We start from the raw sequence: 22,119 nt of genomic DNA on the forward strand, positions 1-22,119 counted from the left end.
TCTGCATCAGCTGGAGCAGCTCACTTCCAGGGTTTTTCCCCAGTCTGGCGGCCGCTGACGATATTCAGCGGCTGTCTGATCGCTAAAGGGTTGCTCTAACGCCTGATGCAGACGTGCCAGCGCCCCCTGCTCTCCCCGCTCCGCCTCTTCAATCGCCTGCTGCGCCAGATAGTTGCGCAGAATCACCGCCGGATTGGCCGCCTTCATCACGGCCTGGCGTTCTGCATCGCTGACCTGCTCGTCCATCAGACGGCTGCGGTAGCGCTGATACCAGCTATCAAACGCCTCACGATCGATAAACTCATCCCGCAGCGGTGAACGGCTGTCAGCCTGTTGCGTCTCACTGAGCAGGCGGAACGTCAGGGTGTAATCGCTATGCTCCAGCGTCATCAGTGCCAGCAGATCGGTCAGAATCTCATTATCGCTGCTCTGCTGTGTCAGCAGACCGAGTTTCGCCCGCATCCGTTCGCCCCAGACCCGCATCAGTTCAGGTTCGTAGGCGCTCAGTGCCGTCCGCAACTGCTCGGTGGTCAGCAGACCCGACAGTGCATGTGCCAGCCGGTTAAGATTCCACATGCCGATCATTGGCTGATTTTCAAAGCTGTAGCGCCCCTGATAGTCGCTGTGATTACAGATGAAGTCAGGCTGATAATCATCCAGAAAACCAAAGGGGCCATAGTCGATGGTCAGACCCAGAATCGACATGTTGTCCGTGTTCATCACTCCATGAGCAAAGCCCACGCTCTGCCACAGCGCAATCAGACGCGCAGTGCGTAACACAATGTCGGTAAACCACTGTTGATAGCGGTCTGCTTCAGCGTCCAGATGCGGCCAGTGATGGCGAATGGCGTAGTCGGCCAGTTGCTGCACTTTCTCCTGCTGCTGGCTGTAAAAGAAATGCTCGAAATGACCGAAACGCAGATGACTCGGTGAAATGCGCATCAGCATCGCGCCACGCTCTGTTGTTTCGCGGTAGACCGGTTCATCACCTATCGACAGGGTCAGCGCACGCGTGGTGGGAATGCCCAGATGATGCAGCGCTTCCGAGGCGAGAAACTCACGCACGCTGGAGCGGATCACGGCACGTCCATCACCCATGCGGGAATAAGGCGTCAGGCCTGCGCCCTTGAGATGCCAGTCCAGCTTGCTGCCATCCTCCAGACGCTGCTCACCCAGCAGAATGCCGCGCCCGTCGCCAAGCTGGCCCGCCCAGACGCCAAACTGATGGCCGCTGTAGACCTGCGCCAGCGGCTGCATGCCGGGCAGCAGTGCGGCACCGTGCCAGACGGCATGCCCCTTATCGGCAAAGAGCGCGCTATCCAGCCCCATTGAGGCTGCAAGCGGTGCGTTATGATACAGCAGGCGTCCGCCTGCCAGTGGCGTGGGGTTCAGCGCGGTGTAACACCCGGTAAGTTCACGGAACCAGGTGTTGTCAAAAGAGGCCTTGCCTGAGGACATTGTTTCTCCCATGCGATGCTCAGCGTTACTTAAGGTTAGTCCTCTAGTGTAACGCTGATAGCGGGGATTAACAGGAAGTATCAGCCGGGATGCTGCGCGGATGGCACACGATCGTCGGCGCAGATCAGCGAACGCAGCGCGTCAGATTTTACCACCGGGAAGAGCGCACCCTGAAACTCAGCACCGCTCAGCTGGCTGACTTTATCCAGCAGCACGTCGTCATCAATGCCACAAATAATGAGCCGGTCACAATGGGCGCGGAAATTATCGATAATGCTCTGAATAAATGGCACGAATGAAGCGCGCTTTGCCAGCGAATGAATAAACTCTTTGTCCAGGCAGATACAGCTGAATAAATTATCGTAGACTGCATTAGAGGGGGTCTTACCCGCGCCGAAATGAGAAATCGCTAAATTAAACTCAGCATGCAGGCTTGCCAGCAGGGGATTATTTTTTCCCAGTTTTAGTTGCGGAAACGTTTCAGTGATATTCAACAGAATGAATGGCAACTGCTTTATTTTGCGCATCACTAATTCGCTGGCCAGCAGCGTCCGGGCCATGCCTTCATCAATACGTATAAATGCTGACACGGAATGCGCTTCAAAAAAGCCGCGATTCTGCTCCAGCAATCCAATCTGACTTTGCAGCAGGCGCAGCTGCTGCGACTCATCGAGCTGCGGCAGCAACAGATCCTGCGGCAGGGTGATGGGGGCACTTTCATGCACAAACTGCGTGACCAGCTCGACAGCGGTCAGTCGCCCATTAACATCACAGACAGGATAAAACCAGATTTCCGACTGATAGTCGGCCGAAAGATGAATTTTCATTTTAATGCCAGAATATGCGGCGATGGGGATATCGTATAGTAATGGTCAGGCGCAGGCAATAGTGCCAAATCATTGAAGAGACGAACTTCTTTACTCTTCCATTGCCGTTTGGCAGCAGGCGATCACCCTTAAGCCAAATAGTAGCGATAAAACAGCGGTTATTAGTGGAATTAAATAAGCGTTTATTATGTTTATTAAAACCCACGCTCAATAACTGTCATTTAAAATAAACCTTTTACTCTCTGTTTTAACTCTATTTAAAATTGGACTTAAGTCTGATTCCCCGGACCTGCGTTTAAATACGACGCGCCTGCCAGAACACTTTTCGCCAGTAGACATTGTCGAGCGAGGAGCGGATCACGCCCTGGCTGGTTGAGGCATGAATAAAGGCGTTATCGGTGTCATAAATGCCCACATGCAGGCCATTCTCCCCGCGACCGGTTTTGAAGAAGACCAGATCGCCTGGCAGCAGCTCGTCTTTGCTGATTCGGGTGCCGATATCGCTTTGAGCTGAGGTGGTGCGCGGCAGTTGCAGCGCAAATTTATCGCGGAAAGTCAGATAGACAAAGCCGGAGCAGTCAACCCCGTTACGACTCATGCCGCCATAGCGATAAGGCGTCCCACGCCAGTTACCGAGCTGATCGTTCAGTTCCGCAATCACGGTGATCGAATCGGAAAGACGGCCATTAATCGGCGGAGCGTGATGACTGCATCCCGTCAGCAGCAGAACTAAAATCAGCAAACCCAGGCGCATCGCCAAATGTCCTTATCAGAAGTTGCAACCGGCTTAATGTAGCGGTAAAGCCCGCCGGGTAGCAAGTGTCAGGGCAATACGGTCAGCAGCGTGCGTCCTTCGAGTTCAAGCTGCCGGAAAGCAATCTGGTAGATCGGTGTCAGGCGCTGCGGCGTCAGAACCTCAGCCGGTTCACCCTGCGCAATCAACGCTCCCTGATCCATCAGCCAGACCCGATCCGCCTGTTGCAGGCTGTGGTTGAGGTCGTGACTGCTGGCGATAACGCTGATGCCCGCCGCGCACAGGTCGGCAATCAGATCGTCCACCGCTTTTTGCTGGGCGATATCCAGCGCGGTCATGGGTTCATCAAGGATCAGCAGCCGCCCGTGTGGATTGATGTGGGGATCAATCTGCATACAGACCGCCGCCAGCCTGACGCGCTGCCATTCACCACCGGAGAGCCGGGTCAGTGAACGCGATAACTTATCCTGCAGCTGAAGCCGTTTCAGCAGCGTGCTGAGACGATCGTCTGTCTGCCCCCCCGCCTGTTTCAGATGCAGACGCAAATAGTGCCAGACCGGCATCTGGCTCAGCGGTGCCTGCTGCTGAGGCAGCCAGCCGCGAACCCGGGCCATCGCTGCGCCGTTCCAGTCACTCAGCGGCTGTTCGTCCAGCAGCACCGTGCCGGAGGCGGGTTGCAGTCCCGCAATCACACTGAGTAAGGTGCTTTTGCCTGCACCGTTCGGGCCTGCCACGTGCAGCAGCTGACCGGCGGCAAGCTCACCGGTCAGTGGCAGCAGCCGTCCGGGGACGGCGGCCTGTTGCAGGCGCAACAGCATCTATTTTGCCAGCGCCTGCTTAATGGTTTCCAGAATGATCGGATCTTCCGGCGTCATGTCAGGTGCAAAACGCTGGATCACGCTGCCGTCACGGCCAATAAGGAATTTTTCGAAGTTCCACAGGATGTCGCCCTGCTCTTTCGGCGCGCGTCCTTTGCTCTCCATACGCTCGTAAAAGCCGCTGCCTTCCGGACGCACCGCGTCAGGTCGGGCCGCGATCAGCTGAGCATAGAGCGGATGACGGCCTGCGCCATTCACCTCGGTTTTAGCAAACATCGGGAACGTGACGCCATACGTGGTGCTGCAGAAGGTTTTAATCTCCTCACTGCTGCCCGGCTCCTGCTCCAGAAACTGGTTGCAGGGAAAACCGAGTACGCTGAAGCCCTGATCCTGCCAGGCTTTCTGCAGGTTCTCCAGCTCTTCATATTGCGGCGTCAGACCACATTTCGAGGCAACATTGACCACCAGCAGTACCTTGCCCTGCCATTGTGACAGCGTGGTTTTTTCCCCATCGAGCGTAACCAGTTCAGTTTGATAAATGTTCATGCTGTTTCCTGTTGTGGATGCTGTTGTGGATGCAGAGTCGCCAGCCGAAGCTAGCGTGAAGATTTCACCAGTAAAATAATAAACAGCGGCGCGCCCAGTGTCGCCGTCACGACGCCTATCGGTAATTCCGCCGACGTCAGCGCCAGGCGTGCCACAATATCGGCTGCCAGTAATACACCGGCGCCAGCCAGCGCCGATGCCGGCAGCAGATAACGGTGATCGCTGATGCCGCTCATACGCAGCAGATGCGGGATCACCAGTCCGACAAAGCCAATAGCACCGGCCATCGCGACGCTGATGCCGACCAGCCAGCCCATGGCGAGCACCAGCAGGTTACGCCAGTAGAAGAGAGACAGTCCGAGCTGGCGGGCAGATGTCTCGCCCAGCGCCAGCAGATTAAGAATCTGCCCGGTCGCCCCCAGGGCCAGCATCACCGGCAGCAGCGCCAGCATCATCCAGCCATAGCGCCAGTCAATCCCGCTGAATCCCCCCATCATCCAGTACATCAACTGACGCAGATCGAGGCTGGTGCTGAAGTAGACCGCCCAGGTCATGATGGCACTACAGATAATCCCCAGCGCTACGCCGGTAAGCAACAGCCGGGTGACCGAGAGCTGACGATGGGCAAAATGTAGCAGGATGAGCGTAATAATCAGCGCACCGGCCATCGCCGCCAGCCCAAGGCTCCACAGCGAACCGCTGCCCAGCAGCACGCCGAGCACCAGGCCAATACCGGCACCGTTTGAGACGCCGAGCAGGCCGGGCTCCGCCAGCGGATTTGTAAACAGCGCCTGCATCACGACACCGCATACCGCCAGCGACGCACCGACCAGCACCACCGCCAGACTGCGGGGCAGCCGCAACTGCCAGACAAAGAGCCTGCCGCTTTCCGTGAACCAGTCTGAGGGCGCGATCCAGCTGTCACCGGCACACAGGCTGAGACAGAGCAGAGCAGAGAGCATAAGTGCTAACACAATAAGCCATTTCTGGCCGCGCTGGTCGGCCTGGCGCGCGAGCTGGTCGAGCAGAGACATAAGCGGGATTAGCTGAGAAAACAGAGATTTGATTGTAGAGAGATTGCAGAAAAAAGAAAGGCAGATGAGGCGGTTTGCTCTTTGCCGCCAGGGAGATTAACGGGCGCGGGAGGCGGGATTGCTGCGTACTGAAACCATGAAAAAAGGCCGCTTGCGCGGCCTTTTTGAAACGCTGAAATTCAGTCAGTCTCTTTGGGTGTAGCGTTCTCTACGCGGCTTTTCAGCTTCTGTCCTGGGCGGAACGTTACTACGCGACGCGCAGTAATCGGAATATCTTCACCCGTTTTCGGGTTTCTGCCAGGACGCTGGTTTTTGTCACGCAGGTCAAAATTACCAAACCCAGACAGTTTTACCTGTTCTCCATTCTCCAAAGCGCGACGTACCTCTTCGAAAAACAGCTCTACTAACTCTTTGGCATCGCGTTTGCTCAGCCCGAGTTTCTCAAACAGGTACTCTGACATCTCAGCTTTTGTAAGCGCCATAGGTTCAATCCCTCAAGGTTGCCTGGAATCGCTCTTTTAATGCCGCAACGCATTTGCCAACGGTCGCGGCAATCTCCTCTTCTTCGAGTGTCCGGCTGGTATCCTGCAAAATCAGGCTGATTGCGAGGCTCTTGTAGCCCTCAGAAACGCCCTTACCGCGGTACACGTCAAACAAGTTTACGCCAACTACCTGATTTACGCCAACTTTCTTACACTCCGCGATGATATCTGCTGCGGGGACGTTTTCAGCCACCACAACGGCAATATCACGACGGTTCGCCGGGAAGCGAGAAATCTCGCGCGCGTCAGGCAGGACGCGGTCTGCGACCTTATTCCAAAGCAGTTCAAAGACTAAGGTGCGGCCATTGAGATCAAGCTTACGTTCCAGCTCAGGATGAACCACGCCGATAAATCCGATATGTTCATCATGCAAATAAATCGCCGCGCTCTGTCCTGGATGCAACGCCGGATTCGCTTCAGCACGGAAGCTGATGTCATCCAGTTTGCCGGTTAAATCGAGCAGCGATTCTAAATCACCTTTCAAATCATAGAAGTCAACTGTCTGACGCGCCAGATCCCAGTGCTCTTCAACGCGGTTACCGCTGATGACGCCAGCCAGCATAAGATCCTGACGGATGCCCAAATCTGCCTGGGTATCCGGCACAAAGCGTAAGCCGCTCTCAAACAGGCGCACGCGGCTCTGCTGACGGTTCTGGTTGTAGACTACCGCGCTGAGCAGGCCGGTCCAGAGTGAGAGACGCATGGTCGACATATCGCTGGAGATTGGGCTCGGCAGCAACAGCGCCTCCTCACCCGGGTGCAGCAACTGCTGAATTTTCGGATCGACGAAACTATAGGTAATCGCTTCCTGATAGCCCTTGTCCACCAGCAGGTTTTTCGCGCGCTTCAGCGACAGATTCGCTTCGCGATGCTGAGTCATCACCAGACCCGCCTGTACCGGCACATCCGGAATGTTGTTGTAGCCGTAAATACGGGCCACTTCTTCAACCAGATCTTCTTCAATCGCCATATCGAAGCGCCAGCTCGGGGCGACGGCCTGCCACTGCCCTTCACCCACGGTCACTTCACAGCCGAGGCGCGTCAGAATGTCAGTCACCTGCTCATCCGCGATCACGTGGCCAATCAGACGGTCCAGCTTTTCACGACGCAGCGTGATCGTCGCTGGCACAGGCAGGGCTGCCTGATGAGTCTGATCGATGATCGGGCCCGCTTCACCGCCGCAGATTGACAGCAGCAGCTGGGTAGCACGCTCCAGTGCGGTGTGTTGCAGCGCCGGGTCAACACCACGCTCGTAGCGATGTGACGCGTCGGTATGCAGACCATGACGACGGGCGCGGCCGGTAATAGAGAGCGGATCAAAGTAAGCGCACTCGAACAGGATATTCTGCGTTTCGCCGTTCACGCCCGAATGTTCGCCACCAAAGATACCGGCCATCGCCAGCGCTTTCTGATGATCGGCGATCACTAAGGTATCACTCTGCAGGCTGGCTTCAGTGCCATCCAGCAGCGTCAGCTTTTCGCCTTCTTTCGCCATACGCACCACGATACCGCCGTCGATGCGGTCGAGATCGAAGGCGTGCATCGGCTGACCCAGCTCCAGCAGAACGTAGTTAGTGATATCCACCACCGGATCGATAGAACGAATACCACAACGACGCAGCTTCTCTTTCATCCACAATGGCGTTGACGCCTTTACGTTAATCCCTTTTACTACACGGCCCAGATAGCGTGGACAGGCTTCTGTCGCGTCAACCTGAATCGGGAAAGTGTCGTTCAGCGTCGCAGCGACCGGCTGCATCTCCGGCACGTTCAGTGGCAAACCGTTGAGGACGGCGACATCACGGGCGATACCGATCAGACCCAGACAGTCAGCGCGGTTAGGCGTGACGCTGATTTCGATGGTGTTGTCATCAAGCTGCAGGTAGGCGCGGATGTCGGTGCCAATCGGCGCATCGGCTGGCAGTTCGATGATGCCGTTGTGGTCGTCGGAAATCCCCAGCTCGGAGAAAGAGCAGAGCATGCCTTCAGACGGCTCGCCACGCAGTTTGGCCGCTTTGATTTTGAAATCACCTGGCAGCACGGCTCCGACGGTGGCGACCGCGACTTTCAGTCCCTGACGGCAGTTCGGCGCGCCACAGACGATATCCAGCAGGCGATCGCCGCCCACATTGATTTTGGTCACACGCAGCTTGTCTGCATTCGGGTGCTGGCCGCACTCCACCACTTCCCCGACCACGACGCCGTGGAACGCACCGGCAACCGGATCAACGCCGTCAACTTCCAGACCGGCCATAGTGATTTGTTCAGACAGCGCAGCGCTGTCCAGGGCTGGATTTACCCATTCGCGTAACCAGAGTTCACTGAATTTCATTGGATATCCTGCCCTTACTTAAATTGTTTGAGGAAACGTAAATCATTTTCAAAGAAGGCACGCAGATCGGTCACGCCGTAGCGCAACATGGTCAGACGCTCCATGCCCATACCAAAGGCGAAACCGGAGTAGACTTCCGGATCGATGCCGACATTACGCAGCACGTTAGGGTGAACCATGCCGCAACCCAGCACTTCCAGCCACTTGCCGTTTTTACCCATGACGTCTACTTCTGCTGATGGCTCAGTAAACGGGAAATAGGAAGGACGGAAACGAATCTGCAGATCTTCTTCGAAGAAGTTGTTCAGGAAATCGTGCAGCGTGCCTTTCAGGTTGGTAAAGCTGATATTTTTATCCACAATCAGCCCTTCCATCTGATGGAACATCGGGGTATGGGTCTGATCGTAATCGTTACGGTAGACGCGGCCCGGCGCAATAATGCGAATCGGCGGCTGCTGAGCCTTCATGGTACGGATCTGCACGCCGGACGTCTGGGTACGCAGCAGGCGCGTGGCGTCAAACCAGAAGGTGTCGTGATCGGCACGGGCCGGGTGATGGGCAGGAATATTCAGCGCATCGAAGTTATGATAATCATCTTCAATTTCTGGACCGGTTACGACGCCAAAGCCTAACTCACCAAAGAAGGTCTCAATGCGATCCATGGTGCGGGTCACCGGATGCAGGCCGCCATTCTCAATGCGACGACCAGGCAGAGAGACATCAATGGTCTCTTCAGCCAGACGGGCATTCAGCACCGCAGCTTCCAGGGCATCTTTGCGCGCATTCAGACGCTCAGTCACCTGCTGCTTCGCTTCATTGATTACCGCACCCGCTGCCGGGCGCTCTTCGGCTGGCAGCTCGCGTAACGTAGTCATCTGCAGTGTCAGATGTCCTTTCTTACCCAGGTATTCGACGCGCACCGCGTCAAGGGCGGCGATATCCGTCGCCCCGTCGATGGCCGCCGTGGCGCTGGCCACCAGTTCTGCGAGTTGGGACATAGTTTCCTCTTTTTCCAGTCAGGCTGGTCAGTTCTCGTTGGGACCTGCCGGTCCAATATGCTAGCGCCAGAAACAAAAAAGCCTCCACGAGGGAGGCTTTTAGCGCGATTTTTCGTTTCTTTTCTTATGCGCAAAAGCCCCTGGATGTCAGGCGCTAAAGTAAAAAAAGAAACGGAAAATAGCAGCGTTCATGCTTGCGGTTACCTTGTCATGCGATACAGGGGGTCTATTGAAATGCTCAGCGACGAAAATGTCAATCTTTTGCATAAGTTACAGGCAATAAAAAAGGGAGCAAGCTCCCTTTTCCATCTGACTTACGCCAGGGCTGATTTCGCTTTTTCGACCAGTGCAGAGAATGCCACTTTATCGAATACCGCGATGTCGGCCAGGATCTTACGGTCAATCTCAATGGCTGCTTTTTTCAGACCATTGATGAAACGGCTGTAAGACATGCCGTTCTGACGAGCCGCTGCGTTGATACGCGCGATCCACAGCTGACGGAACTGACGCTTACGTTGACGACGGTCACGGTAAGCATACTGACCAGCTTTGATAACAGCCTGGAAGGCAACGCGGTAAACACGTGAACGTGCACCGTAATAGCCTTTAGCTTGTTTTAAGATTTTTTTGTGACGTGCGCGAGCAACTACACCACGTTTTACACGAGCCATTTAGCTCTCCTGTTTAATATTCTGATTTAATGAAAAAATTACTTATGCGTACGGCAGGCAGGCAATTACCAGACCCAGATCGCCTTTTGACACCATGCCTTTAGGGCGCAGGTGACGTTTACGCTTAGTAGATTTTTTGGTCAGAATATGACGCAGGTTTGCGTGTTTACGCTTGAAGCCGCCAGAAGCGGTCTTGCGGAAACGCTTAGCCGCACCACGTACAGTTTTAATCTTTGGCATTTTAAAAATATCCACTTCGCATTGTTAATAACATGACCCAGACAGGCGAACAGTTAACCGCACAGCGCGAACGCTGCGCGGTTAGTGTTACTTGAAAGCCTACTGTTTCTTCTTAGGAGCGAGCACCATGATCATCTGGCGGCCTTCGATCTTCGAAGGGAAGGATTCGACAATGGCCAAATCCAGATCTTCACACAGGTCTTTACGGACGCGGTTAAGCACTTCCATACCGATCTGCTGGTGCGCCATCTCACGACCGCGGAAACGCAGCGTGATTTTGGCTTTATCGCCTTCTTCCAGAAAGCGAATCAGGTTGCGTAGTTTGACCTGATAGTCGCCATCATCGGTTCCAGGACGGAATTTGATTTCCTTAACCTGAATAACTTTTTGCTTCTTCTTCTGTTCCTTAGAAGATTTGCTTTTTTCATAGAGGAACTTGCCGTAATCCATGATGCGGCAGACCGGCGGTTCGGCATTCGGGCTGATTTCGACTAAGTCGCCGCCCGCTTCCTCGGCTTTTTCCAAAGCTTCGCGTAATGTGACAATGCCAATCGGCTCGCCATCCATGCCTGTTAAGCGCACTTCAGTTGCGCGGATTTCACTGTTGATTTTGTTCGGACGCGTCGGTAGTACTCGTTTTCCGCCTTTAATACTTTATTCCTCCAATTGTTGAAGATTTCGGCTGCGAATCTCTTGTTGAAGTTTCTCAACAAACACATCGACATCCATCGACCCAAGGTCTTTACCACGGCGGGTGCGAACGGCAACTTTGCCAGATTCCACCTCTTTATCACCGCAGACCAACATATAAGGGACGCGACGTAATGTGTGCTCGCGGATTTTAAAGCCTATCTTCTCATTTCTCAAGTCTGCCTTCACACGAATGCCAGCATTCTGCAGCTTACGCGTCAAAGACTCAACATATTCTGCTTGTCCGTCGGTAATATTCATTACCACGACTTGCAGCGGTGCCAGCCAGGTTGGGAAGAAACCGGCGAATTCTTCGGTCAGAATACCGATGAAACGCTCCATTGACCCCAGAATCGCACGGTGAATCATCACTGGCGTCTGACGATCATTGTTTTCACCCACGTAGGTTGCTTCAAGGCGTTTTGGCAGGGAGAAGTCTAGCTGAACTGTTCCGCACTGCCAGGCGCGATCAAGACAATCGTACAAAGTAAACTCAATTTTAGGACCGTAGAACGCGCCTTCGCCTGGCTGGAACTCAAACTCAATATTGTTTTCGTTCAGCGCCGCAGCCAGATCTTCCTCGGCACGATCCCACATCTCATCCGTACCGATGCGCTTCTCAGGACGGGTGGATAACTTCACCACAATCTTTTCAAAACCGAAGGTGCTGTACATGTCATAAACCATGCGGATACAGCTGTTCACTTCGTCACGCACCTGCTCTTCAGTACAGAAGACGTGTGCATCATCCTGGGTAAAGCCACGAACACGCATCAGGCCGTGCAGTGCGCCTGAGGGTTCATTACGGTGACAGCTGCCGAACTCTGCCATACGCAGCGGCAGGTCACGGTAGGATTTCAGACCCTGATTAAAGATCTGAACATGCCCAGGACAGTTCATCGGTTTGATGCAATATTCACGGTTCTCAGATGAGGTGGTGAACATTGCTTCTTTATAGTTTTCCCAGTGCCCGGTTTTTTCCCACAGGACGCGATCCATCATAAATGGACCTTTAACTTCCTGATACTGGTACTCTTTTAACTTGCTGCGGACAAACACTTCCAGCTCGCGGAAGATGGTCCAGCCGTCATTATGCCAGAAGACCATGCCTGGTGCTTCTTCCTGCATGTGGTAGAGATCCAGCTGCTTACCAATCTTACGATGGTCACGCTTCGCCGCCTCTTCCAGACGCTGCAGATAGGCTGCCAGCTGCTTTTTGTCTGCCCATGCGGTGCCATAAATACGCTGCAGCATTTTGTTGTTGCTGTCGCCGCGCCAGTAGGCACCGGAGATCTTCTGCAGTTTAAAATGATGGCAGAACCGCATGTTCGGCACGTGCGGACCGCGGCACATGTCGACATATTCTTCGTGATGATACAGGCCAGGCTTATCGTCATGGCTGATGTTTTCATCAAGAATGGTGGTCTTGTAAATTTCGCCGCGCGCCGCAAAGACGTCGCGAGCTTCCTGCCAGCTGACCTTCTTTTTCACCACATCGTAGTTGGTTTCAGCCAACTGATGCATGCGTTTTTCCAGCAGGTCGATATCTTCCTGGGTCAGGGTACGATCGATGTCGACATCATAATAGAAGCCGTTATCAATGACCGGGCCAATCGCCATTTTGGTATCCGGCCACAGCTGTTTAATCGCATGCCCTAACAGGTGCGCACAGGAGTGACGGATGATTTCCAGACCCGCTTCATCTTTAGCGGTAATGATCGCTACGGCGGCATCTTCAGTGATGGGATCAACAGCATCAACCAGTTCACCGTTAACACGGCCAGCGATACAGGCTTTCGCCAGACCAGGACCGATGTCCAGCGCAATATCCATCACACTGACAGGGCGGTCAAACACGCGCTGGCTGCCATCAGGAAGCGTAATTACAGGCATTTCATATCCTTATTTGCAGTGGTAAGCCACACGAAAGCCTACATGCAACGTAATGTAAAATTAGTGACCTGGCGTGATATCAGACCCACATTGTCGGAATGTCGCCAGGATTTCAGTGCGGGGCTGATGATAGCAGTTTTCCCCGGCGAGAAAAACCCATGCCTTTTTCGCTAAGCCCTGGAGAAATCAAAAAAAAGCGGCCTGACACACTGTCAGGCCGCTGTGAATGCTGCTGCAAAAATGCGCTTACATTGCGTAAGAGAGCATGATTGAGGTTTTGGTATCGGTACGATCAGGTGCCGATTCCGGCGGATTGTTGTTCCAGCTGACGTTGTAAGCCAGCTTCAGCGCGAAGTGGCTGTTGATCGCCACCTGCAGACCGGTTTCGGAGTTCACCGTGGTGTCTTCTCCAAAGCTGCTCAGCACTGACACGCCCTGAATAAATTTAGTGGTGTCGGTCAGCTGCCACTGATAGCTGACTGCGCCATAGCCCAGCGCTTTGGTCTGATGACCACCCGCGTGATAATCGTCATAACGTACACCCGGACCCAATTCCGCACGCAGCGAGTGCACCGGTCCATTCAGAATCTGACGACCGTAACCGGCTGTCAGCACGTCGCGTGAATCGTAACCATTGAAACGATCGCTTAACCAGCTCGCCTGTCCAAACAGGTAGTCATACGAGTTGAGGTTGTAACGTGAACGACCACCGATGTTGTAAGTTTCAGAAGAGCGCTCATCATTTGACGAGGTGTTGGCTGCGTTACCCCACAAGCTGTAAGCCATAGATGACTGATACCAGGTCATATTGGTCTGAGCCGTCATTGATGAACTGGTGGTGTTACCGGTTTGCGCCAGATATCCCGCAGCAGCAGAACCTTCAAACGGCTTTTTAGCTGTTGAAGGGTCATCCATTGACGTAAATACGGCGTTATCGGCCATTGCCTGGTGACAAAAAGCTCCGGCGGAGAGCAAAAGAACAGCAGACAGCTTGTTATAGGCTTTCATTAAATGTGATCCGTGCGACTGTTTAAAAAACGGAGAGTCTGAAGCGTTTTGCCGGGCATTCAATGCAATTTACGGTAAGTTTTGTAAAAAATTATTAACTTACACAAAATGCCTGGAATCGCCCTGACAACCCCTGTTAATTGGGACTCATCTTATTAACGTCGCGCATTATAGTGCTGCCCAAACGAAAAGCCAGACGCAACGGCAGAAGATTTTTACGTTATGCTGCTGGCTCCTGACACGAATTTACGCTATGCATCACGTCACACACGCAGCATCTCCTTCATAATTCGCCTGATTTTTCACCATGGTCTACGCTCAGTTCAGTTTTCCTTCCCCGGAGGTGCCTCATGAGTAACACCTTAACCCGCTATATCGTGACCTTTCACTATCAGGAGTCGGGCTTAAGTGACATCCTGGAGCTGACCAGCGCAATGACCGCCGCAGGTTTCACGACCACGATGACAGATGACGACGGCCATCCGCATGAACTCGGTACGAACAGCTATGGCATCGTCAGCACGCTGGAGGCTGAGGAGCTGCGGCAGCAGGTCACTGCGGCCGGTGAAAGCGCGCTGGGTCAGGAACCCGAGGTGACCGTCACGACCTTCGAAGAGTATCTGCGCGATGCTGCCGATCATCGCCCTGCCACCTCAGGGCCAGAATAAAGGGTGCAATTGCGCGGTTTTTGGTGAATATTTACGCAATACAATCGAACTTACGCAGCGAATAACGAGGATAGCCCAATGTGGTCAGCCATTAGTCGTCTGTTAAGCGAGCAGTTAGGCAACGCCGAAATCACTCACCGTCACGCCCTCGCGGGGGGTGATATCCATCCCACCTGGCAGATCCGCTACGGTGATCACGACGTCTTCGTCAAAAGTAACAGCCGCGATATGCTGTCGCTCTTTACCTGGGAAGCAGACCAGTTGGATTTGCTGGCGCGCACCGGCACGGTTCGGGTGCCTAAAGTCTATGGTGTGGGTCATCATCGCGAGGAGAGCTTTCTGCTGCTGGAATATATCAGGCCACAGCCGCTTGATGAGCAGAGTGCATATCAGCTCGGTCAGCAACTGGCGCATCTGCATCAGTGGAGCGAGCAGACGCAGTTCGGCCTCGATTTCGACAATAACATCACCACGACGCCCCAACCCAACAGCTGGCTGCGCCGCTGGTCGGTTTTTTTTGCTGAACAGCGCATTGGCTGGCAGCTGCAACTGGCGGCAGAAAAGGGAATTCAGTACGGGGATACAGAGCTGATCGTTGCCTGCGTGCAGCGGGTGCTCGCATCACATCATCCGCAGCCGTCGCTGCTGCATGGCGATCTCTGGCCGGCTAACTGCGCCAGCAGTGAGAGTGGCCCCTGGCTGTTCGACCCTGCCTGCTACTGGGGCGACCGTGAGTGCGATTTAGCCATGCTGAGCTGGTACCCTGACCTGCCTCGCCAGATTTACGACGGTTATCAGGCGGTGTGGCCGCTACCGGATGGTTTTTCGCAGCGTCTGCCGGTCTACCAGCTCTACTATCTGCTCAACCGGGCTAACGTCTTTGGCGGGCACTGGCCAGGCGATGCACAGTTCGCCATTGGCCAGTTGCTGGATGAGGATGCGCTGGGCGCCAGTCAGGCCAGACCGGCCTGACAAAGCTCGCGGTCAGATAAAGCCCAGCAGCGACAGCGCAAAATAACCGGCTATCGCAATCACCACCGGCAGGACATAGAGCGGGAAGATCTGCAGGAAGATGGTGTGGCGAGGTACGCGCACCTTCTCTTCCAGTTGCTGACGGCTACGCCCTTCACTGCCTTTTGCCTGCTCCAGAATCATCTGATCCTCAATGCCTTCTTTGACGTGACGCGCCTGACGTCCCATCCGCGCGCCTGACGACTCCAGCGCCAGCCCGACAAAAATCAGAATGTAGATTAGCCAGAAACCCAGGTTCATCTGACCGTTAAATTCCGGTACCGGCGAGTTATGCCAGAAGACATTCAGGAATGGCGTGTTAAAGCGCAGCATGTCGACGATGACGTGGACGAAATCGAGCATGACGGCATCAATGCCTGGCTGCTTTTCGCTATGCTTAAACATAAAGCTCAATACAGAAATAATGGTCGACAGCAGCGCCACTAAAAAGAGCACCCAGCCTGCCACTCGCTTGAGGATGGCGATACGGCCAGCCTGTTGATAGGTCATAATATCTCCTGAACCCGGAATCCAATTTGCCGTCAGTTTACCTGCCAACGGTGAAATTTCCCAAATAAAGCGTGGCCTGTCGGGCAGAGCGTGCGCCAGCAAAGAATGATGTTAAGGTAAAGCTGACTTTAAAAGGAGACCCCCTGATGCCTTATCACCGCCCTGTCCTTGCTGCCCTGTTTGATATGGATGGCTTACTGATCGATTCTGAACCTCTGTGGGATCAGGCTGAGCTGGATATCTTTTCAACGCTGGATGTTGACCTGTCACGTCGCAGTGAAATGCCCGATACCCTGGGTCTGCGCATCGATCAGACTGTACGGATGTGGTACGAAACGCTGCCGTGGCATGGCCCCTCTCAGCAGGAGGTCACTGAGCGGATTATTACGCGCGCCATGACGCTGGTGGATCAGACGCGGCCACTGCTGCCGGGCGTGGAAACGGCGCTGCAACTGTGCCGGGAACAGGGGCTGAAAATCGGCCTTGCCTCCGCATCACCGCTAAAGATGCTGGAACAAGTGCTGGAGATCTTCAATCTGCGCCCTTATTTCGATGTGCTGGCTTCAGCAGAAGCGCTGCCCTACAGCAAGCCCCATCCGCAGGTCTATCTCAACGCCGCCGCCAGCCTGGCAATCGATCCGCTCAACTGCGTCACGCTCGAAGATTCGTTTAACGGCATGATCGCCACCAAAGCAGCGCGTATGCGATCGATTGTGGTGCCCGCCGCCGAACACCGTGACGATCCCCGCTGGACGCTGGCGGATGTCCGGCTGGACAATCTGACCCAGCTTAGCCAGCAGCATCTGCAGGGATAATATCCAGCCCGCTTATGGCGGGCTTTTTATTGCCTGTTGCACCTGTCACTTGATCTGACCCGCAAAAAATAAAACAACGTTTCATTTTTATTGAATTCCCATCCCGCTCTGCCTAAGATGCCAAAAGCGTCCCCGTTTGGGGCATGAATAACCTGACCTGCAGAGAGGCCTGAGATGGACGTTCGTCAAAGCATTCACAGCGATCACGCTAAGAAACTCGACACTGAAGCACTGCGCCGCGAGTTCCTGATTGAGAAGATATTTACTGCCGATGATTACACCCTGACCTACAGCCATATCGACCGCATCATTATTGGCGGCGTCATGCCGGTGAATAATCCGGTCACTATCGGTGATGAGATGGGAAAACAGCTGGGCGTCGCTTATTTTCTTGAACGCCGCGAGCTGGGCATGATCAATATTGGCGGCCCGGGTCTGGTAGAAGTTGACGGTAAAGCGTGGGAAATCGGTCACGAAGAGGCACTTTACATCGGCAAAGGTGCGCGCAACCTGCAGTTCCGCAGCCTGAACCCTGCGCAGCCGGCCAAATTCTATTACAACAGTGCGCCAGCACACAGCACCTTCCCGGACAAGAAAATCACGCTGCAGGAAGCCGCCACCGCGACGCTGGGTGATGCCGCGACATCCAATCGCCGCACCATTAACAAATTTATCGTGCCGGATGTGTTGCCCACCTGTCAGCTCACCATGGGCTTAACCAAACTGGATGAAGGCAGCCTGTGGAACACCATGCCCTGCCACACCCACGAACGCCGCATGGAAGTCTATTTCTACTTCGATATGAGCGAAGAGTGCGCCGTCTTCCACATGATGGGGCAACCGCAGCAAACCCGCCATCTGCTGGTACACAACGAGCAGGCGGTGATCTCACCCAGCTGGTCAATTCACGCCGGTGTCGGCACCCAGCGTTACACCTTTATCTGGGGCATGGTGGGTGAGAATCAGGTCTTTGATGACATGGACCACGTCAAAATCAGTGAACTGCGCTGAGCAGAGGAGAAATACCATGGTACTGAGTACGTTTAACCTGGAAGGTAAAGTCGCGCTGGTGACCGGCTGTAATACCGGTTTAGGGCAAGGTATGGCGCTGGGTCTGGCCCAGGCGGGTTGTGATATCGTCGGCGTTAACCGTGATGGCCCGGATGATACCCAAAGTAAAGTGGAGGCGCTGGGTCGCCGGTTCTGGCCGGTGCAGGCCGATCTGATGCAGACCAGCGTGGTGGCCTCAGTGGTTGAACAGGCGCTGGCCGCTGCCGGTAAAATTGACATTCTGGTCAACAATGCCGGCATTATCCGCCGTGAGGACGCACTGAATTTCAGCGAGCAGGACTGGGATGACGTGATGAATCTTAACAGCAAGAGCCTGTTTTTCCTGTCGCAGCAGGTTGCCCGTCAGTTTATCGCGCAGGGTAATGGCGGCAAGATCATCAATATCGCCTCCATGCTCTCCTTCCAGGGCGGTATCCGGGTACCCTCTTATACGGCGTCGAAAAGTGCCGTGATGGGACTGACCCGTCTGATGGCGAACGAGTGGGCAAAACATGGCATTAACGTCAATGCCATCGCTCCCGGTTACATGGCCACCAACAATACGGAACAGCTTCGTAATGATGAGTCGCGCAGTGAAGAGATTCTGGGGCGTATTCCGGCAGGCCGCTGGGGCGTGCCGGATGACATGATGGGCCCGGTAGTTTTCCTGGCCTCTTCCGCATCTGACTACGTGAATGGCTACACCCTGGCGGTGGATGGCGGCTGGCTGGCGCGTTAATCTTACTGGCGGACAGTGTTTCATCGCTGTCCGCCTTGTTAATAATATTCATGCTTCGTTACAGCGTCACATGTTCTCATTTACTGGATAAATCCCTATACTGGATGCATCGACAGTTTTCTTTGCAACCAGGTTCTATCATGACGGGCGAAGGCCACATCATTTTTGCCATTGCCAGCGCTATCTTTGCGAAGCGTGCTGAGCTGACACCGGTGCTGGCGCAGGCCGACTGGTGGCATCTTGTTCCCTCAGCCCTGCTGACATGTCTGTTGCCCGATATCGATCACCCTAAATCTCTGCTGGGACAGCGACTGCGCTGGCTCTCTCATCCTATTGCGCGCGCGTTCGGCCATCGCGGCTTTACCCACAGTTTGCTGGCGATAGCCGCCGGTTTATGGCTTTTTCAGATAAACCTGCCCCAGTCGTCGCCGATACCGCCTGATGTCCTGCAGGGTCTGACGCTGGGCTACCTTAGCCATATTGTGGCCGATATGCTGACGCCTGCCGGGGTTCCGCTGCTGTGGCCCTGCCGCTGGCGTTTCCGGCTGCCGATTCTGCGCAGCCAGAAAGGCAACCAGCTTGAGCGGGCATTGTGCCTGGGACTGGTGGGATATGCGCTCTGGTTTCCGGTGGGCATGCCATCTTTTGGTGCAAACGGCTGGCCGTCACAGCTGTTCGATACGCTACAAAATGGCGTCGGACGGTTGATTTCCAGTCATACTGCACAATAAATCAGCACAAAACACCTTTAAGTTATAAACCATGCCATTTGGATATAAGGCACCCTCTTCGCCTGCTGTTACCATTCCTGCTGTCTTAATTCGTGATTAACATTATGCGGCCTTTCCAGAGCGAAAGGCCGCATTACTCTGGAGTTTCAGTATGGACCTTCCTCTTACGCTTAATATCGTAGCCTTTGTGGTGCTGCTGGTATTGCTCTCTCGCTTCAGCCGTCAGAACTGGAGCCTGTCGAAAAAAGTGCTGACCGGTCTGGTAATCGGCGTACTGTTCGGCCTGGTTTTGCAGTTGATCTACGGCGAAAACAGCGCAGTGGTCAAAGAGTCTATCAGCTGGTTTAACATCGTCGGTAATGGCTATGTCCAGTTGCTGCAGATGGTCGTAATGCCGCTGGTGTTCGTTTCCATTCTGAGTGCGGTCGCCCGTCTGCATAACGCCTCGTCGCTGGGGAAAATCAGCGTACTGACGATTGGCGTACTGCTGTTTACCACCGCGATCTCGGCGCTGGTCGGCGTCTTTGTGACCGGCCTGTTTGGCCTGAGCGCAGAAGGTCTGGTTCAGGGCGTGCAGGAGACTGCGCGTCTCAGTGCGATTCAGAGCAACTATGTCGGCAAAGTGGCTGACCTGACCGTGCCGCAACTGGTGCTCTCCTTTATCCCGAAAAACCCGTTTGCCGATCTGACCGGAGCCAGTCCGACCTCGATTATCAGCGTCGTTATCTTCGCCGCCTTCCTGGGTGTAGCTGCACTGCAGTTGCTGAAAGATGATGAAGTTAAAGGTCAGCGCGTGCTGGTCGCGATCGATACGCTGCAGTCCTGGGTCATGAAGCTGGTGCGTTTAGTGATGAAGCTGACACCTTATGGTGTGCTGGCGCTGATGACCAAAGTGGTTGCCGGTTCTAACCTGCAGGACATCATCAAGCTGGGCAGCTTTGTGGTCGCCTCTTACCTCGGTCTGGCCATCATGTTTGGTGTCCACGCCCTGCTGCTGTCGGTAAATGGTATCAACCCGATGCGCTTCTTCCGTAAAGTGTGGCCGGTTATTACCTTCGCCTTTACCAGCCGCTCCAGCGCAGCCAGCATTCCGCTGAGCGTGGAAACCCAGACCCGTCGTCTTGGCGTGCCTGAGTCGATTGCCAGCTTCGCGGCCTCTTTTGGTGCCACTATCGGCCAGAACGGCTGTGCCGGTCTCTATCCAACTATGCTGGCAGTGATGGTTGCGCCAACCGTCGGGATCAACCCGTTTGACCCACTGTGGATTGCGACGCTGGTCGGGATCGTGACGCTGAGCTCAGCAGGCGTTGCCGGTGTCGGCGGTGGTGCAACCTTCGCGGCACTGATTGTCCTGCCTGCGATGGGCCTGCCGGTCACCCTGGTGGCGCTGCTGATCTCCATTGAGCCGCTGATCGATATGGGTCGTACAGCCCTGAACGTCAACGGTTCCATGACCGCCGGTTCTCTCACCAGTCGCTGGTTAGGTATGACCGATAAGCGCGTCCTGGAAAGCGACGACAACGCCGAACTGGCGCACCGCTAATCTGCTTTGAACCTGGCGCGCCCGCGCCAGGTTATTCCCGCCCTTCTTCTCCATAATCTCCCCCATTAATGGCAACGCCGTTAAGAAAGCGTTAAGCATGGTAAACAGGCGAAAAATCGCCGCTTTAGTGCTTGTCTTTGCCGGGTAAAAAGCGAATTCTGCATCCAGTCTTATGAGGAGAACACCTGATGAAAAAGATAATCGCCTCGCTTCTGACGCTGACGCTTTTGACACCCGCTCTGGCTTTCGCTCATCCTGGCGACTGGGGCCCGCCGGGTGGATGGGATCGCCATGGCGGCCACGGGCCACACTGGGGCGGACCCGGGCCGGTGCGCTTTTTGCCTGAAGCCGCAACCGCGGTGCTGATAGGCGGACTGACTTACTATCTGCTCAACGGCAATTATTATCAGCGCCACGGCGATGAGTATGTGGTGGCAGAGCCGCCTGCAGAGTCGCGGGTCAGCAGTGAAATGCGGGTACTCGACTTTAACGGCAAACGCTTCTATGTGCAGGCTGGCCACTTCTACCAGCGGCAGATAGATGGCGATTATGTTGAGGTGCCGCGTCCGGCAGGTTTGTAGTCAGTGCCACAACGAAAAACGGCCCGTCATAATGACGGGCCGTTTGCTATTCAGGGGTGCTAAGAGTTACTGCTGAACCTGCGGATCGGTGTCATATTCCGCACAGCTCTGGAAGCCGTAGTTCATGACACGGCCGGTGTCGTTATAGCTCACGAAGTAAGTCTGAGCTTTACCGTCGCGCTGACCCAGTACATAAGTCTGGCAGGTGCCGCGCGCGTGAACCATGGTGATTTCAGTCGAAGGCGTACCGGCGATCTGACGAACCTGATCACGGGTCATACCCTTTTTAACATCCTTTACCACTGGCTTAGTCACGTAGCTTTCCGCACGATCGTAAGTCGTACAACCAGACAGTGCAGCCAGTGTCAGCGCCGCAGCGATACATCCCATCACTTTATTCATCTTGTTGTTCCTCATTTATTGTCCATGTGGAAACAAGCCTGGAACATAAATGCTGATTTATCAAGTTTATGACGAACAATTAGTGGCCTGCCAAATGTCAGGATTTCGTAAAGAAGGCTGTTTTGCTGTCAACGCAGACGTATACTGCCCGGCAAAACAGGTACCCGATAGCGCCCCGTTTTCAGAGACCACACCGTCATCCGCGCAGTCGCAGATCGGCGTAAATGTCACGTTACCGGACGCTGTTTTTCACTGACT

At 54.5% G+C, this 22,119-nt stretch carries 26 protein-coding genes and 1 other annotated feature; of the genes, 9 read left to right on the forward strand and 17 right to left on the reverse strand.

All coding sequences use genetic code 11. From position 1 onward, the window contains the following. Nucleotides 1-6: 6 nt before the first annotated feature. From NR195_RS04330 to NR195_RS04400, 15 genes are all read right to left on the reverse strand, one after another. Nucleotides 7-1,458 (reverse strand): YdiU family protein, encoded by a 1,452-nt coding sequence (locus NR195_RS04330; RefSeq protein WP_256844156.1) that lies wholly within the window; start codon nucleotides 1,456-1,458, stop codon nucleotides 7-9. Between the two features lie 80 nt (nucleotides 1,459-1,538). Next, complete coding sequence (locus tag NR195_RS04335) at nucleotides 1,539-2,285, reverse strand: EAL domain-containing protein (RefSeq protein WP_010670031.1); 747 nt, start codon at nucleotides 2,283-2,285, stop codon at nucleotides 1,539-1,541. Nucleotides 2,286-2,580: 295 nt separating this feature from the next. Next, complete coding sequence (locus NR195_RS04340; protein WP_010245666.1) at nucleotides 2,581-3,039, reverse strand: C40 family peptidase; 459 nt, start codon at nucleotides 3,037-3,039, stop codon at nucleotides 2,581-2,583. A gap of 68 nt (nucleotides 3,040-3,107) precedes the next feature. Further along, on the reverse strand, nucleotides 3,108-3,857 hold the full coding sequence (gene btuD / locus NR195_RS04345) for a vitamin B12 ABC transporter ATP-binding protein BtuD (RefSeq protein ID WP_256844157.1): 750 nt from the start codon (nucleotides 3,855-3,857) through the stop codon (nucleotides 3,108-3,110). Continuing rightward, the gene (locus NR195_RS04350; RefSeq protein ID WP_010670029.1) at nucleotides 3,858-4,403 is read right to left on the reverse strand and encodes a glutathione peroxidase; all 546 of its coding nucleotides are present in this window, start codon (nucleotides 4,401-4,403) and stop codon (nucleotides 3,858-3,860) included. Between the two features lie 50 nt (nucleotides 4,404-4,453). Continuing rightward, complete coding sequence (btuC, locus tag NR195_RS04355) at nucleotides 4,454-5,437, reverse strand: vitamin B12 ABC transporter permease BtuC (RefSeq protein WP_010670028.1); 984 nt, start codon at nucleotides 5,435-5,437, stop codon at nucleotides 4,454-4,456. A 179-nt stretch (nucleotides 5,438-5,616) separates the two neighbouring features. Beyond that, nucleotides 5,617-5,919 (reverse strand): integration host factor subunit alpha, encoded by a 303-nt coding sequence (ihfA, locus tag NR195_RS04360; RefSeq protein ID WP_003853259.1) that lies wholly within the window; start codon nucleotides 5,917-5,919, stop codon nucleotides 5,617-5,619. A gap of 4 nt (nucleotides 5,920-5,923) precedes the next feature. Then, complete coding sequence (gene pheT, locus NR195_RS04365; RefSeq protein ID WP_022625753.1) at nucleotides 5,924-8,311, reverse strand: phenylalanine--tRNA ligase subunit beta; 2,388 nt, start codon at nucleotides 8,309-8,311, stop codon at nucleotides 5,924-5,926. Between the two features lie 14 nt (nucleotides 8,312-8,325). Continuing rightward, nucleotides 8,326-9,309, reverse strand: a complete 984-nt coding sequence (pheS, locus tag NR195_RS04370; protein WP_010245680.1) for a phenylalanine--tRNA ligase subunit alpha — start codon at nucleotides 9,307-9,309, stop codon at nucleotides 8,326-8,328. 71 nt (nucleotides 9,310-9,380) lie between these two features. Continuing rightward, nucleotides 9,381-9,506 (reverse strand) — a sequence feature (Phe leader region). After that, nucleotides 9,457-9,501 carry a pheST operon leader peptide PheM gene (pheM, locus tag NR195_RS04375; protein WP_106120997.1) on the reverse strand — a complete coding sequence of 15 codons (45 nt, stop codon included), beginning with the start codon at nucleotides 9,499-9,501 and terminating at the stop codon, nucleotides 9,457-9,459. It overlaps the preceding feature by 45 nt. A 117-nt stretch (nucleotides 9,507-9,623) precedes the next feature. Beyond that, complete coding sequence (gene rplT / locus NR195_RS04380; RefSeq protein WP_003853267.1) at nucleotides 9,624-9,980, reverse strand: 50S ribosomal protein L20; 357 nt, start codon at nucleotides 9,978-9,980, stop codon at nucleotides 9,624-9,626. Between the two features lie 42 nt (nucleotides 9,981-10,022). After that, on the reverse strand, nucleotides 10,023-10,220 hold the full coding sequence (rpmI, locus tag NR195_RS04385) for a 50S ribosomal protein L35 (RefSeq protein ID WP_010245683.1): 198 nt from the start codon (nucleotides 10,218-10,220) through the stop codon (nucleotides 10,023-10,025). A gap of 99 nt (nucleotides 10,221-10,319) precedes the next feature. After that, entirely contained in the window at nucleotides 10,320-10,871 is a 552-nt protein-coding gene (infC, locus tag NR195_RS04390; RefSeq protein WP_029519030.1) for a translation initiation factor IF-3, read from the reverse strand. A gap of 3 nt (nucleotides 10,872-10,874) precedes the next feature. After that, on the reverse strand, nucleotides 10,875-12,803 hold the full coding sequence (thrS, locus tag NR195_RS04395) for a threonine--tRNA ligase (protein ID WP_010245687.1): 1,929 nt from the start codon (nucleotides 12,801-12,803) through the stop codon (nucleotides 10,875-10,877). A 246-nt stretch (nucleotides 12,804-13,049) separates the two neighbouring features. Continuing rightward, complete coding sequence (locus NR195_RS04400) at nucleotides 13,050-13,811, reverse strand: YdiY family protein (RefSeq protein ID WP_031590484.1); 762 nt, start codon at nucleotides 13,809-13,811, stop codon at nucleotides 13,050-13,052. Between the two features lie 350 nt (nucleotides 13,812-14,161). Here NR195_RS04400 and ghoS point away from each other — a divergent pair, with 350 nt between their 5' ends. Both ghoS and NR195_RS04410 read left to right on the forward strand, forming a co-directional pair. Beyond that, nucleotides 14,162-14,479 carry a type V toxin-antitoxin system endoribonuclease antitoxin GhoS gene (gene ghoS / locus NR195_RS04405; RefSeq protein WP_256844158.1) on the forward strand — a complete coding sequence of 106 codons (318 nt, stop codon included), beginning with the start codon at nucleotides 14,162-14,164 and terminating at the stop codon, nucleotides 14,477-14,479. Between the two features lie 78 nt (nucleotides 14,480-14,557). Then, nucleotides 14,558-15,451: a fructosamine kinase family protein gene (locus tag NR195_RS04410; RefSeq protein ID WP_061704019.1), complete on the forward strand. Its 894-nt coding sequence runs from the start codon at nucleotides 14,558-14,560 to the stop codon at nucleotides 15,449-15,451. Nucleotides 15,452-15,463: 12 nt separating this feature from the next. Here the strand turns inward: NR195_RS04410 and NR195_RS04415 are convergent, their stop codons facing one another. After that, entirely contained in the window at nucleotides 15,464-16,000 is a 537-nt protein-coding gene (locus NR195_RS04415; RefSeq protein WP_010245694.1) for a YniB family protein, read from the reverse strand. A 146-nt stretch (nucleotides 16,001-16,146) separates the two neighbouring features. Between NR195_RS04415 and hxpB the strand changes: the two genes are divergently transcribed. The 6 genes from hxpB (at nucleotide 16,147) to NR195_RS04445 (ending at nucleotide 21,459) form a co-directional block, all read left to right on the forward strand. Next, entirely contained in the window at nucleotides 16,147-16,815 is a 669-nt protein-coding gene (gene hxpB / locus NR195_RS04420) for a hexitol phosphatase HxpB (protein ID WP_122458630.1), read from the forward strand. Between the two features lie 174 nt (nucleotides 16,816-16,989). Beyond that, nucleotides 16,990-17,826 (forward strand): 5-dehydro-4-deoxy-D-glucuronate isomerase, encoded by an 837-nt coding sequence (kduI, locus tag NR195_RS04425; RefSeq protein ID WP_256844159.1) that lies wholly within the window; start codon nucleotides 16,990-16,992, stop codon nucleotides 17,824-17,826. 16 nt (nucleotides 17,827-17,842) lie between these two features. Further along, nucleotides 17,843-18,604 (forward strand): 2-dehydro-3-deoxy-D-gluconate 5-dehydrogenase KduD, encoded by a 762-nt coding sequence (gene kduD / locus NR195_RS04430; protein ID WP_010245706.1) that lies wholly within the window; start codon nucleotides 17,843-17,845, stop codon nucleotides 18,602-18,604. Nucleotides 18,605-18,744: 140 nt separating this feature from the next. Continuing rightward, entirely contained in the window at nucleotides 18,745-19,335 is a 591-nt protein-coding gene (locus NR195_RS04435; RefSeq protein WP_010245708.1) for a metal-dependent hydrolase, read from the forward strand. Nucleotides 19,336-19,486: 151 nt separating this feature from the next. Then, nucleotides 19,487-20,878 carry an L-cystine transporter gene (locus NR195_RS04440; protein WP_010245712.1) on the forward strand — a complete coding sequence of 464 codons (1,392 nt, stop codon included), beginning with the start codon at nucleotides 19,487-19,489 and terminating at the stop codon, nucleotides 20,876-20,878. A 188-nt stretch (nucleotides 20,879-21,066) separates the two neighbouring features. Next, complete coding sequence (locus tag NR195_RS04445; protein WP_033757987.1) at nucleotides 21,067-21,459, forward strand: DUF6515 family protein; 393 nt, start codon at nucleotides 21,067-21,069, stop codon at nucleotides 21,457-21,459. A 66-nt stretch (nucleotides 21,460-21,525) separates the two neighbouring features. Here the strand turns inward: NR195_RS04445 and osmE are convergent, their stop codons facing one another. Further along, on the reverse strand, nucleotides 21,526-21,861 hold the full coding sequence (osmE, locus tag NR195_RS04450) for an osmotically-inducible lipoprotein OsmE (RefSeq protein ID WP_010245718.1): 336 nt from the start codon (nucleotides 21,859-21,861) through the stop codon (nucleotides 21,526-21,528). Nucleotides 21,862-21,910: 49 nt separating this feature from the next. Here osmE and NR195_RS04455 point away from each other — a divergent pair, with 49 nt between their 5' ends. Then, nucleotides 21,911-22,117: a hypothetical protein gene (locus NR195_RS04455; protein WP_182499979.1), complete on the forward strand. Its 207-nt coding sequence runs from the start codon at nucleotides 21,911-21,913 to the stop codon at nucleotides 22,115-22,117. Nucleotides 22,118-22,119 lie beyond the last annotated feature (2 nt).

The sequence above is a fragment of the Pantoea sp. Ft-CA_14 genome (genome assembly GCF_024520875.1).
Lineage (GTDB): Bacteria > Pseudomonadota > Gammaproteobacteria > Enterobacterales > Enterobacteriaceae > Pantoea > Pantoea agglomerans.